Annotated in this window: 9 protein-coding genes; 7 read left to right on the forward strand and 2 right to left on the reverse strand. The window is 62.5% G+C overall.

The features are described from left to right. Positions 1-212: 212 nt before the first annotated feature. On the forward strand, positions 213-662 hold the full coding sequence (locus tag OGL93_RS03295) for an Hsp20 family protein (protein ID WP_263260933.1): 450 nt from the start codon (positions 213-215) through the stop codon (positions 660-662). Positions 663-734: 72 nt separating this feature from the next. Here OGL93_RS03295 and OGL93_RS03300 read toward each other — a convergent pair whose 3' ends face one another. Together OGL93_RS03300 and OGL93_RS03305 are read right to left on the reverse strand one after the other, a co-directional pair. After that, positions 735-3644, reverse strand: a complete 2910-nt coding sequence (locus tag OGL93_RS03300) for an EAL domain-containing protein (RefSeq protein WP_263260934.1) — start codon at positions 3642-3644, stop codon at positions 735-737. Between the two features lie 39 nt (positions 3645-3683). Next, the gene (locus tag OGL93_RS03305) at positions 3684-4562 is read right to left on the reverse strand and encodes a LysR family transcriptional regulator (RefSeq protein ID WP_263260935.1); all 879 of its coding nucleotides are present in this window, start codon (positions 4560-4562) and stop codon (positions 3684-3686) included. Between the two features lie 163 nt (positions 4563-4725). Here OGL93_RS03305 and leuC point away from each other — a divergent pair, with 163 nt between their 5' ends. From leuC to OGL93_RS03335, 6 genes are all read left to right on the forward strand, one after another. After that, complete coding sequence (leuC, locus tag OGL93_RS03310; protein ID WP_263260936.1) at positions 4726-6159, forward strand: 3-isopropylmalate dehydratase large subunit; 1434 nt, start codon at positions 4726-4728, stop codon at positions 6157-6159. Then, positions 6156-6794 carry a 3-isopropylmalate dehydratase small subunit gene (gene leuD / locus OGL93_RS03315; RefSeq protein ID WP_263260937.1) on the forward strand — a complete coding sequence of 213 codons (639 nt, stop codon included), beginning with the start codon at positions 6156-6158 and terminating at the stop codon, positions 6792-6794. The genes leuC and leuD overlap by 4 nt, the downstream gene beginning before the upstream one ends. 65 nt (positions 6795-6859) lie before the next feature. Continuing rightward, positions 6860-7942 (forward strand): 3-isopropylmalate dehydrogenase, encoded by a 1083-nt coding sequence (gene leuB / locus OGL93_RS03320; protein ID WP_263260938.1) that lies wholly within the window; start codon positions 6860-6862, stop codon positions 7940-7942. A 63-nt stretch (positions 7943-8005) separates the two neighbouring features. After that, a complete protein-coding gene (gene asd / locus OGL93_RS03325; protein ID WP_263260939.1) occupies positions 8006-9118 on the forward strand; it encodes an aspartate-semialdehyde dehydrogenase in 1113 nt (370 codons plus the stop codon). Between the two features lie 96 nt (positions 9119-9214). Beyond that, positions 9215-10216: an aspartate-semialdehyde dehydrogenase gene (locus OGL93_RS03330; RefSeq protein ID WP_263260940.1), complete on the forward strand. Its 1002-nt coding sequence runs from the start codon at positions 9215-9217 to the stop codon at positions 10214-10216. A gap of 75 nt (positions 10217-10291) precedes the next feature. Next, entirely contained in the window at positions 10292-12910 is a 2619-nt protein-coding gene (locus OGL93_RS03335; RefSeq protein ID WP_263260941.1) for a FimV/HubP family polar landmark protein, read from the forward strand. Positions 12911-12952 lie beyond the last annotated feature (42 nt).

Below are 12952 nucleotides of genomic sequence, written 5' to 3' on the forward strand. Positions count from 1 at the left end.
CGTCCCAACGGCGTAGGGGCCTGGCCTGCGCTGAGGCCTGATCGCGCCGGGCATTGCGCGCCCGCCAAAACCTCGACGAAAACTTGTTATGCGGCCAGAAAAAATGCCGACGAACGGTCTTGAAAGCAGCCAGCGGGCCCCTATCTGTTAGTTACGCGATGCCGAAGTCGGGTCGCGGAATCAACTACTCGCTGAAATCTCAGGAGATCGTCATGAGCACTGCATTTTCCTTGGCTCCACTGTTCCGTCATTCCGTTGGCTTCGATCGTTTCAACGATCTGTTCGAGTCGGCGTTGCGTAACGAGTCGGGTAGCACCTACCCACCCTACAACGTCGAGAAACATGGCGATAACGAATACCGTATCGTCGTAGCCGCGGCAGGCTTCCAGGAGCAGGACCTCGACCTGCAGGTCGAGAAGGGTGTGTTGACCGTCACCGGCGGCAAAAACCGTGAGGGCGACGCCAGCAGCATCACCTACCTGCATCAAGGCATTGCTCAGCGAGCCTTCAAGCTGTCCTTCCGCCTGGCTGACCATATCGAGGTCAAGGCGGCTGGCCTGCAGAACGGCCTGCTGAACATCGACCTGCTGCGCCAGGTGCCGGAAGAGGCCAAGCCAAAACGCATCCCGATCGGTGGCGCGCAGCCCGTGCTGGAACATTGATCGCTCGACGCGAGAAGTAAAAGGGGCGCCTGGTGGGGCGCCCCTTTTTTTGTTCTCCGTATCACGGCGCGTCTACGGCGCCACCAACATGTCCCGGAATTGCTCCAGCGGCACAGCCCTGCTGTACAGATAACCCTGGTAGTAGTGACAGCCCAAACCGTCCAGAAACTCCAGCTGCTCCGTCAACTCTACCCCCTCGGCAATGACTGTCAGCTCAAGGCTGCGCGCCATGGCGACTATCGCCCGGATGATTTCCGCGTCATTGGGATCATGCGTGCAGTCGCGGACGAAGGACTGGTCGATCTTCAGGGTATCCACAGGCAGCCGCTTGAGGTAGGTCAGCGAGGAGTAGCCGGTCCCGAAGTCGTCCATGGCAAAGCTCACGCCGAGCTTCTTCAGTGCGCGCATCTTGCTGATGGTGTCGTCCAGGTTCTGGATCACGATGCCCTCGGTGATCTCTAGCTTGAGCAGGCTGCACGGCAGCTGGTTGTGGCTGAGGCTGCGCTCGATACGGGCAACGAAATCGGTCTGCCGGAACTGCCTGGGGCTGATATTGACGCACAGGCTGAACCCACTGGCGTCGATCAACCCGGCCTGAAGCAGGCGAGCGCAGGCGCCGCAGGCTTCGTCGAGAATCCAGTTGCCGACATCCAGGATCATCCCGCTTTCTTCCAGTACCTGGATAAATTGCGCTGGAGATTGTTGCCCAAGTTGCGGGTGCAGCCAGCGCAACAATACTTCTGCGCCGATGATACGGTCGTCGCGGGCATCTACCTGCGGCTGGAAATGCAGCTGCAATTCGCCGCGGCCGAGCGCCATGCGCAGGTCGTTTTCCATGCGCAGCCGTTCGCTGGCTGCTTTCTGCATGGCGCTATGAAACATCTGCGCGGTGTTGCGGCCCGAATCCTTGGCGCGGTAAAGGGCGATATCTGCCCGCTTTAGCAGGTCCGCTGGTGTTGTTCCGTGGTCCGGAATCAGCGCCATGCCGATGCTGGGCGTGACCCTCAGGCGATGCCCGTCCAGCGACATGGGCTCAGCCAACAGTTCGCGAAGGGTATCTGCCAGCTGCCGTACCTCTCGGGTAACCTCGCTGCGGCTGCCTTCCAGCCCACCGATGAGGATTACGAACTCATCGCCGCCCAAGCGTGCCACAGTATCTTCGAGCCGCACGCTGGCCTCCAGCCGTGCGGTAACGATCTTAAGCACGGTATCGCCGACCGGATGCCCGAGCGAGTCGTTGATGTGCTTGAAGTGATCGAGGTCGAGAAACAGCAGCGCCCCGCGCTGGCTGTAGCGCTTGAGCGAGGCGACCTGGTGGCTGATGCGGTCCATCAGCAGCGCTCGGTTGGGCAGGTTGGTCAGTGGGTCGTGGTAGGCCAGGTGTTGGATCTGCGCTTGGGCATTCTTCAGCTGGCTCACGTCACGGGCAGTCATCAGCAGGCAGGTGGTGCTTTCCAGCGTGATCGGTTCTAGGGTGATTTCCAGGATCAATGGCTCGCCGGTCTTCCGCCGGCCGATCACCTCTCGGTGACGCACCCGGCCGTAGCGTTTCAATTCTTCCTTGAGCATTTCGCGATGGTGCACATCGGGCCATAGGTCAAGCTCCTCGGCGGTGCGTCCGATCACTTCCTCGGCGGTCCATCCGAAGGTCTCGCAGAAGGTCGGGTTCACCTCCACGAAGCGGCCGCTGGGCAGCTCGCTGACACATACCGGGTAGGGGCTGGCTTGAAACAGCCGGACGAATTTGTCCTCGGAGTTTTGCAAGCGTTGTTCGCGTTCAACCTGGTCGGTGATGTCCAGCAGCGTGCCGGCCATGCGCATGGGCGCACCGGTGGAATCGCGGTAGAGGCGGGCGCGTGTTTCAAGGAAGCGGGTGGCGCCTTGTGGCAGGGTAACGCGGTAGGTGACCTGATATTGCGCCGCGGCGCCGCTGAGCACTTGGCGGAACATCCGCCGCATCAATTGCCGGTCCTGCGCGTTGATGTGCTTGAAAAAAGCCGCGAAGGCTTCGTGGAAAGGAGCCGGAGGCAGCCCGTGGAGCTGCGCCGCGCGCGCCGACCCATAGAGCATGCCGCTGGGGATGTGCCAGTCCCAGGTGCCCAGCCGTGCCGACTCCAAGGCAAGGTCCAGGCGCTCTTGGCTGTCCTTGAGGAGTTGCTCGGCGCGTATGCGCTCGCTGGTGTCGACAAAGGTGCTGAGCAGGTACGCGCGGCCGTCCAGCTCGATGTTCTGGCTGCAAAGGATGCCTTCGAGCAGTTGCCCTGTGGCCGAGCGCAGGCGCACTTCGCTGATGACCGGCCCATTGTTGGCGAGGGTCGCCAGCATCAGTTGCGTGCGCTGCGGCGGGTCCGCCCAGAGGCCCAGTTCCTCGGTAGTCATGTTGACTACTTGGGCCGCGGGCCAGCCCAGCACTTTTTCGAAATGATGGTTTACTTCGTAGATCAAGCCATCGCTGCGGCGGGTAAGGAGTACGGCGTTCGGGCTGAGATGGAACAGCGCGGCAAAGCGCTTTTCCGAGGCGATCAGCGCCGCCTCGCGCTCCCGCTGCTGAGTGATTTCACGCACCACGCCGACCATGTGTGGGCGGCCGTCGCGGCCGGTGATCAGGCTGCCGCTGATCTCGATCCAATGCAGGCTGCCGTCCGGCCAACGAATGCGATGGCGCATGGCCTGGTCTCGTGGCTCGCCACGTAGCACGGCCTCGAAGGCCTGCACCGTGCGGTCCCGGTCTTCTTCAGGCAAAAGGTCAAGGTAGTCGATGTCGGCCGCCAGCCGCACGTGAGGATCGAAGCCGAACAGCGCCTGAGTGCCCCGCGACCAATTGATCAGCCCTCGCTCGATGTCCCAGAACCAGGCACCGAGCCGAGCACCGTTAAGCGCTGCCAGCAGTTGCGAGGCGCTCTCCCATGACGCTTCCGCTTGCTTGGGGTCCACCGCCTGGATGCGCGGCAGGCGCGCGCGTGCTTTAACGCTCTTGGGCATGAGGCCGGGCTTCCTTGATCGGGCGATCGCCAGTGGCATTCAAGAAGAGACAATTTCCCCTTCCAGTAATGCCATAAATGCACGTGCGGCGTTGGAGAGTGTCCTTTCGGTATGCACGATGTAGCCTAGCTGGCGACTCAGCTGAACGCCCGCGAGCGACAGGCGGGTGACCTGTTCGTCGAGCATGGTACGTGGCAGCACGCTCCACGCCAGCCCGATGGACACCATCATCTTGATCGTCTCCAGGTAGTTGGTACTCATGGCGATGTTCGGCGTCAGCCCTTGGGCTTGGAACAGGTGCTGGACGATATGGTGAGTGAAGGTGTTGCCGCCAGGGAACACTGCCGGGTGTCGGGCGATGTCTTCCAGAGAAACCTGCGGTTGACGCGCGAGGGCATGCTCGGGTGCCGCGACCAGGTCCAGCGGGTCGTCCCAGATCTGTACGGCCTTGACCAGGCCGTAGGGCTCGGGCGCCAGGGTGATGACCGCCAACTCGGCGCGACCATGCAGGATTTCCTCGTAAGCCACCTCCGAATCGAGAAACTGGATGTCCAGCGCCACATTCGGGTAGCGCCGGGTGAAAGCCCGCAACAGCGGAGGCAGGCGATGCAGGCCGATGTGATGGCTGGTAGCCAATGTCAACCGGCCAGTGACTTCCCCGTTGAGGTTGCTCAATGCACGACGCGTATCGTCCAGCACATTGAGGATCTGGTAGGCGCGCGGCAGCAAGGCGCGGCCCGCTTCGGTCAGGCTAACTTCGCGGCCCAGGCGGTCGAACAGGCGGGTATCGAGCTGGGACTCCAGCCCAGCGATGCGCTTGCTGATAGCCGGTTGGGTCAGATGGAGGCGCTCGCCTGCATTGGAAAAGCTTCCTGTTTCGGCCACGCTGATGAAAGCAGTAAGGTTCGCCAGATCCACGAAGTGGGATTCCTTGTTGTTATCCAGAAGATAAAAATTATGAATTTGAGTTATTCAATCTAACCTCATAGCATTTCCACTACAAGCGTGGGCCTATTACTCGAGCAGCGACAAAAACGCAGCCATGCCAACGCGATAGTCACGCCTGACGAGGAGTTATTCGATGGCCGGTAAAACCCTTTATGACAAGCTCTGGGATTCCCATTTGGTCAAACAGCGCGATGATGGCTCGGCCCTGATCTACATCGACCGCCATATCGTCCATGAAGTGACCTCGCCCCAGGCTTTCGAAGGGCTGCGCCTGGCGGGGCGTGCCCCGTGGCGCGTCGACAGCATTGTTGCCACCCCAGACCACAACGTGCCCACTACCCCAGAACGCAAGGGTGGGATCGAGGCGATCGAAGACCAGGTTTCGCGCCTCCAAGTGCAGACCCTCGACGACAACTGCGATGAATACGGCATTACCGAATTCAAGATGAACGATGTGCGCCAGGGCATCGTGCATGTGATTGGCCCGGAGCAGGGCGCCACCTTGCCTGGCATGACGGTTGTGTGCGGCGACTCGCACACCTCTACCCACGGTGCCTTCGGCGCGCTCGCCCATGGCATCGGCACCTCGGAAGTCGAGCATGTGCTCGCGACCCAGTGCCTTGTGGCCAAGAAGATGAAGAACATGCAGGTGCTGGTGGAAGGCACCTTGCCCTTCGGCGTAACCGCCAAGGACATCGTGCTGGCGGTCATCGGCAAGATCGGTACCGCGGGGGGTAATGGACATGCCATCGAGTTCGCCGGCAGCGCGATCCGCGAGCTCTCGGTAGAGGGCCGCATGACCATTTGCAACATGTCCATCGAGGCCGGTGCCCGGGTTGGCCTGGTGGCCTGCGATGAAAAAACCGTCGCTTATGTGGAGGGTCGGCCCTTTGCGCCCAAAGGCGAGCATTGGGACAAAGCGGTGCAAGCCTGGCGGGCGCTGAAATCCGATGATGACGCCCAGTTCGATACCGTGGTGCGGTTGGACGCGGCTCAGATCAAGCCGCAGGTCAGCTGGGGCACCTCGCCCGAGATGGTGCTGGCGGTGGATCAAACGGTGCCGGATCCGGCTGCAGAGGCAGACTTGGTCAAGCGCGGCTCTATCGAGCGTGCTCTCAAATACATGGGTTTGCGCCCTAACCAGCCGATCACCGAGATTCGCCTGGATCGTATCTTTATCGGCTCGTGCACCAACTCGCGTATCGAAGACCTGCGCGCCGCGGCCGAAGTGGCCAAGGGGCGCAAGGTCGCACAAAGCGTGAAGCAGGCGATCGTGGTGCCGGGTTCGGGCCTGGTCAAGGCTCAGGCCGAGCAAGAAGGGTTGGATCGGATCTTCATCGAGGCGGGCTTCGAATGGCGTGAACCCGGCTGCTCCATGTGCCTGGCGATGAACCCGGATCGCCTGGAGTCCGGCGAGCATTGCGCGTCCACTTCCAACCGTAACTTCGAAGGCCGCCAGGGCGCCGGCGGCCGTACCCACTTGGTGAGCCCGGCCATGGCTGCAGCCGCGGCGGTGGTCGGTCACTTCATTGACGTTCGTGAATTGTCCCAGGAGAGCGCAGCATGAAAGCCTTTACTCAACACACCGGGCTGACTGCGCCCCTGGACCGCGCAAACGTCGATACCGATCAGATCATCCCGAAGCAGTTCCTTAAGTCGATCAAGCGCACCGGTTTCGGGCCCAACCTGTTCGATGAATGGCGCTACCTGGATGTCGGCGAGCCTTATCAAGACAACTCCAAGCGGCCGCTAAACATGGACTTCGTCCTCAACCAGCCGCGGTATCAGGGCGCTAGCGTGTTGCTGGCGCGGGAGAACTTCGGCTGCGGCTCCAGCCGCGAACACGCTCCTTGGGCGCTGGATGAATACGGCTTCCGCTGCGTGATCGCGCCGAGCTTTGCCGACATCTTCTTCAACAACAGCTTCAAGAATGGGCTGTTGCCAATCATCCTCAAGCCAGCAGAGGTCGACGAGCTGTTCGGTCAGGTCGAAGCGGAGCCAGGCTACCAGTTGGCGATCGATCTGCAGGCTCAGACCGTCACTCGCCCGGACGGCAAGGCTTATGGTTTCGAGATCGATGAGTTTCGCAAGCACTGCCTGCTGCATGGCTTGGATGACATCGGCCTGACCCTGCAGGATGCGGACGCCATTCGAACTTTCGAAGCCCGGCACCAGGCGAGCCAGCCCTGGCTGTTCCGCTGACCCCTACTCGCGCCACGTACACACCGGCACCCCTAGGGGTGCCGCTCGCACTTAATGAGGTAAGCATGAGCAAGCAGATCCTGATTCTCCCCGGCGACGGCATTGGTCCGGAAATCATGGCCGAGGCGGTCAAGGTACTGAACCTGGCCAACGACAGATTCCAGCTGGGCCTGGCCTTGACTGAAGATGTGATCGGCGGCGCCGCCATCGACCGTTATGGCGTGCCGTTGGCCGATGAAACCCTGGCCCGCGCGCGTGCCGCCGACGCCGTGCTGCTGGGCGCAGTGGGCGGGCCGAAGTGGGACAGGATCGAGCGTGACATCCGCCCGGAACGCGGCTTGCTGAAAATCCGCTCTCAGTTGGGGCTTTTCGCCAACCTGCGGCCGGCCATTCTTTACCCACAGTTGGCCGATGCGTCCTCGCTCAAGCCAGAAGTCGTCGCTGGGCTGGACATTCTGATCGTTCGTGAACTCACCGGCGGCATCTACTTCGGCGCGCCACGCGGGACCCGCGAGCTGGAAAATGGCGAACGGCAGGCTTACGACACGCTGCCTTACAGCGAAAGCGAGATCCGCCGGATCGCCCGCGTCGGCTTCGAGATGGCTCAGGTGCGTGGCAAGAAGCTTTGCTCCGTTGACAAGGCCAACGTACTTGCCTCCAGCCAGCTATGGAGAGAGGTAGTCGAGGACCTTGCGAAGGATTATCCTGAGGTCGAACTCAGCCACATGTACGTGGATAACGCTGCGATGCAGCTGGTCCGTGCACCCAAGCAGTTCGATGTGATGGTGACCGACAACATGTTCGGAGACATCCTCTCCGACGAGGCTTCGATGCTTACCGGTTCGATTGGCATGCTGCCCTCGGCGTCGCTTGACGCCAACAACAAGGGCATGTACGAACCGTGCCATGGTTCGGCGCCGGATATCGCCGGCCAGGGCATCGCCAACCCACTGGCGACCATCCTTTCGGTGTCCATGATGCTGCGTTACAGCTTCAACCAGACCGAAGCGGCGCAGGCCATCGAGACGGCCGTCGGCAAGGTCCTGGACCAAGGCGTACGCACCGGCGACATCTGGTCAGCGGGCTGTACGAAGGTCGGTACGCAGGAAATGGGCGACGCAGTAGTCGCGGCCCTGCGAAATCTGTAATCTCTCGGGCCCGCCGCAAGGTCTGCAAGGCGGCGGCCCACTTTTTTCAAGGGTGTAGTTGCGATGAAACGTGTAGGTCTGATCGGTTGGCGCGGTATGGTCGGTTCCGTGCTCATGCAGCGGATGCTGGAAGAGCAGGACTTCGACCTGATCGAACCGGTGTTTTTCACTACCTCCAATGTAGGTGGCGAGGGTCCTGCCGTGGGCAAGGACGTGGCGCCCCTCAAGGATGCGTACAGCATCGAGGAGCTGAAAAGCCTGGACGTCATCCTCACCTGCCAGGGCGGCGACTACACCAGCGAGGTATTCCCCAAGCTGCGTGAAGCCGGCTGGCGCGGCTACTGGATCGACGCAGCCTCCACTCTGCGGATGCAGGACGACGCGGTAATCGTGCTCGACCCGGTCAATCGCAAGGTCATCGACCAGCAGCTCGACGCCGGCACCCGCAACTACATCGGCGGCAACTGCACCGTCAGCCTCATGCTCATGGGGCTGGGTGGCCTGTTCGAGGCGGGCCTGGTGGAATGGATGAGCGCCATGACCTACCAGGCGGCATCCGGCGCTGGGGCCCAGAACATGCGCGAGCTGATCCGTCAGATGGGCGCCACCCAGGCGGCGGTGGCCGATGAGCTGGCCAACCCCGCCAGCGCCATTCTCGAGATCGACCGCAAGGTGGCCGACGCCATGCGTGGCGAGAGCTTCCCTACCGAGCAGTTCGGCGTGCCGCTGGCAGGCAGCCTGATCCCCTGGATCGACAAAGAATTGCCTAACGGCCAGAGCCGCGAGGAATGGAAAGGCCAGGCCGAGACCAACAAGATTCTCGGCCGCTTCAAGAACCCTGTTCCAGTGGACGGCATCTGCGTGCGCATCGGCGCCATGCGTTGCCACAGCCAGGCGCTGACCATCAAGCTGAACAAAGACGTGCCGATCGCCGACATCGAAGGGATGATCAGCCAGCATAACCCTTGGGTGAAACTGGTCCCGAACCATCGCGAGGCCAGCATCCATGAGCTGACCCCAACCCAGGTAACCGGTACCCTCAATGTGCCCGTAGGTCGCCTGCGCAAGCTGAACATGGGTTCTCAATACCTAGGCGCTTTCACGGTTGGGGATCAACTTCTGTGGGGCGCCGCCGAACCGCTGCGGCGGATGCTGCGTATCCTGCTCGAACGCTGATACAGGCTGTGGCCCATCGCGGCTGGTAGCGACGCCCATTGATCGGGGCGTATCGCGGCCAGCCGCGTTTTCGTTTTCTTCGCTACAGGAACAAGCATGTCCGTGACCTTTGATGTGGCCGTTATTGGCGCCACCGGTACCGTAGGCGAAACCCTGGTGCAGGTGCTCGAAGAGCGCGACTTCCCGCTCGGCCAGCTGCACCTGCTCGCCAGCGAGGCTTCGGTTGCCCAGTCTGTGCCGTTCCGAGGGCGCAACCTGCGGGTCAAGGCCCTCGAAGGGTTCGACTTCAGCCAAGTCAGGATCGCGTTCTTCTGCGCTGGCGAAGTGGTAAGTGAGGCATTCGCCCGCAAGGCAAGCGCCGCCGGTTGCGCGGTCATCGATCTGGCAGCGGGGCAGGGTGCCCCGCTAGTGGTGGCAGAGGTTAACCCTGATCGCCTTGAGCTGCTTCAGGCGCCGCTGCGCGTAGGCAATCCGGGAAGTATCGCCACCGCGCTCGCCTTGGCGCTGGCCCCCCTTCGGTCATTGCTTGACCTTGAGCAGGTTACGGTGACTGCCTGTCTCCCGATGTCCGCGGCTGGGCGTGACGCCGTCCGCGAGCTTGCCCGGCAAACCACCGAGCTGCTCAATGCCCGGCCACTGGAGCCGCGCGTATTCGACCGCCAAGTAGCGTTCAATATGCTTGCCCAGGTAGGCACTCCTGATACCGCTGGTCACCTGGCCCTGGAAAAACGTGCGCACCTGGAATTGCGTGAATTGCTGCAACTGCCTTTACTTAAAGTGGCCGTCAGTTGCATCCAAGCGCCGGTATTCTTTGGCGATAGCCTCAGCGTAAGCGTTCGCTCAGGCAGCCCCGTCGATATCGAAGCTGTCTGCGCCGCGCTTTCGCAGGCGCCTGGCGTGGAGTGGACGGGCAACGACGACTACCCGACGGCGGTCGGGGACGCGGTGGGGCAAGATGTGCTCTATATCGGCCGCATAAGAGCTGGGTTGGATGATCCCTGCCAGTTAAACCTGTGGTTGACCCTGGATAACGTTCGCAAAGGCGCTGCGCTGAATGCCGTCCAGTCGGCGGAATTGTTGATAAAACGCCTTTCCTAAAAGATACTTGGGAACACTTTGTATAAAGTTTCTTGAATTACGTTGTAAGTCCGGCACGCACAAAAGGATCTGGCCATGGTTCAAGTTCGCAAACTGGTATTGGCGATAGCCGCTGCGACGGCCCTGTCATCCGGTCTGGCGCAAGCTCTGGAACTGGGTGAGCTGACGTTGAAGTCGGCAGCCAACCAGCCTCTTGTGGCGGAGATCGAGCTGCGGGATGTCGCGGCGCTCACGGCTCCGGAGATCGTGCCCGGGCTTGCTTCTCCGGAAGAGTTCGCCCGCGCCGGGCTGGATCGACAGGCCTTCCTCAATCAGCTGAGTTTCACGCCGGTGATCAATCCCGGGGGGCGCAGCGTGATCCAGGTCACCTCGTCGGCACCTCTGAACGAGCCGCTGCTCAAGTTTCTGGTGCAGGTGATCTATCCTAGCGGCCGGCTGATGCGTGACTACAGTGTGCTGGTGGACGCTTCCAAGTTCTCGCCACCAGCGGCCGATACCGCCCAAGCGCCAGCGGCCACCCCGCCAGTGACCGCGCCCAGCTCGGCGGGCACGAAGGAATACACCACGACCAACCGCGACACCTTGTGGGAAATCGCCGCAAGGTTCCGTCAGGAAGCGTCCGTTCAGCAGACCATGCTCGCCATCCAGGCGTTGAACCCGGCAGCGTTCCAGGACAGCAACATCAACCGCTTGCGCGCGGGCCAGGTGTTGCGCCTGCCGGACAACAACGATGCAACCGCTCTAGCCCAGCCGCAGGCCGTGGCCGAGGTTGCCCGGCAGAATGCCGCCTGGCGCGAAGGGCGTCGGCTGGGCCCGCGCGCGCAACAGCTCGATGCCACGCGGCGCAACGGAAATGGCACCGCGCCCGCGCCGGCTCAGCGCGACAATCTGCGCCTGGTGTCTGGCGAGGCGGCTAACGAGCGCGCCAAGGGCCTGGCCGGGGACAACAAGGTCCTCACTGACAAACTGGCGGTGACCCAGGAAAGCCTGGACACCGCGCGGCGTGAAAATGGCGAGCTGAAAAGCCGACTGACGGATCTGCAAAGCCAGTTGGACAAGGCTCAGCGCCTGCTGCAACTCAAGAGTGATCAACTGGCACGGCTGGAGGCCGGGGCTGCTGCGGCGCCGACCGCCGCCGCCCCGAATGCCGTTCAGCCAAGCGCGCCGGTTGAAGGTCCTCCCCCAGGCGGTGAACAGCCAGCGATCAATGCCCAACTGACGCCACCCCCGGAAGGGCAGGCCGCGCCGGCCACGGCGCCTGCTCCTACCCAAGCGGGCAATGATCCAGCCGCCTCGCTACCCGCCGTCCAGGCCTTGCCGAACGAGCGCGAGCAGGCCTCCAACCCCTGGGTGCTGGGCGGTGCGGGCGGGCTGGCGGTGGCAGTGGTATTGCTTGCCGCTTGGCTATTGGCACGTCGACGCAAGGCGCAGCAGGAATCCGAGAGGCACCTGCGCATGGCAAAGGAGCTGTCTGAGGCCCAGGAACTGCGCGCGGATGACTTCGATCTTCCAGCGACGAGTTTCGACGGCCTCGGCACCGCGGCACCGTCAGTCCGTCTAGCTCCGGCCATGGTCGCCGCCTCCGCAGCCGCCGCCACGGCAGCCACGGCGCCGGTCTACGAGCGCCCTAGCCGGCCTGCACCGCGCGACGAGTTGCCCTCGGTGGCTTCGCTGGTCGTTGCGCCTGCCGCCGACGATCCCCTCACCCAAGCCGAGGAACACATCGCCCGTGGCCGCTATAGCCGCGCCAGCGACGTCCTCGAGGCGGCAATCGAGGCCGAGCCCGAGCGCAGCGACCTGCGACTCAAATTGATGGAAGTGTATGGTCATCAAGGCGATCGCGATGGTTTCGTTGCCCAGGAGCGCCGCTTGATGGCGAGTGGGGCGAATCACGCCCGGGTGGATGAACTCAAGACGCGTTTCCCGGCGATGGCCGGCTTGGCGGCGGGCCTGAGCGCTGCCGCGGTGGCTGCCGAGCTGGATGCTCAATACGTCAAAGATCTGCTGCTGGATGAAGCTGATGCGCCCGAGCCTATCGGTGACGTATTCGATACCGATTTCGACCTGAGCCTGGATGGCATCGAGACCACGCCCGAGGAGCCGGCAGCGGCCCCGCCGCCTGCCGCCCCCACTCGATCGGTGCCGCGTGACGAACTGGATTTCGAAGCCTTGCTGCGAGAAAGCACCGTGGAGCAGGCGTCGACCGACCCTGACCTGGATCTCGACCTGGAACCAGCCGAACCTACTCCGTCGCCCGTGGATGATTTGGACGATCTCGATCCGCTGGACCCGGAGCAGGGCCCAGAGGAAGCGCCCGACGACACCGCGCTGCCCGGTGACCGCGAGCGCCTCGACGATTTCGACCTGTCGCTGTCGGAGGAACAGCAGGACGACCAGGATCGCTTCGCAGCCGATGTCCATGACGTCAATTCACAGCTTGACCAGCTGTCCCGTAGCCTGAGCCAAGCGTCGGCGAACAACAGCCTGCATAGCGCCAATGGCATGGGCGAGGCTCTCGACGAATTCGATTTCCTGGCTGACTCGGATGAGGTCACCACCAAGCTTGACCTCGCCCGCGCCTACATCGAGATGGCCGATGCCGATGGCGCCCGCGATATTCTCGACGAGGTGCTCAAGGAGGGGACCATGGCCCAGCAGAAAGAAGCGCGCAAGATGCTCGCCGCCTTGAGCTGAGAGTGGTCGCATTTCCCCGACGGCAGCCGCGCAGGCTGCCGT

Origin of the sequence: Pseudomonas sp. RIT-PI-S, from assembly GCF_025642975.1 — a bacterium.
In the GTDB taxonomy this organism is placed as follows: domain Bacteria; phylum Pseudomonadota; class Gammaproteobacteria; order Pseudomonadales; family Pseudomonadaceae; genus Aquipseudomonas.

Coding starts and splice junctions, on each gene's coding strand:
- OGL93_RS03295 (WP_263260933.1), top strand. CDS start 213: ATGAGCACTGCATTTTCCTTGGCTCCACTGTTCCGTCATTCCGTTGGC.
- OGL93_RS03300 (WP_263260934.1), bottom strand. CDS start 3,644: ATGCCCAAGAGCGTTAAAGCACGCGCGCGCCTGCCGCGCATCCAGGCG.
- leuC (WP_263260936.1), top strand. CDS start 4,726: ATGGCCGGTAAAACCCTTTATGACAAGCTCTGGGATTCCCATTTGGTC.
- leuD (WP_263260937.1), top strand. CDS start 6,156: ATGAAAGCCTTTACTCAACACACCGGGCTGACTGCGCCCCTGGACCGC.
- leuB (WP_263260938.1), top strand. CDS start 6,860: ATGAGCAAGCAGATCCTGATTCTCCCCGGCGACGGCATTGGTCCGGAA.
- asd (WP_263260939.1), top strand. CDS start 8,006: ATGAAACGTGTAGGTCTGATCGGTTGGCGCGGTATGGTCGGTTCCGTG.
- OGL93_RS03330 (WP_263260940.1), top strand. CDS start 9,215: ATGTCCGTGACCTTTGATGTGGCCGTTATTGGCGCCACCGGTACCGTA.
- OGL93_RS03335 (WP_263260941.1), top strand. CDS start 10,292: ATGGTTCAAGTTCGCAAACTGGTATTGGCGATAGCCGCTGCGACGGCC.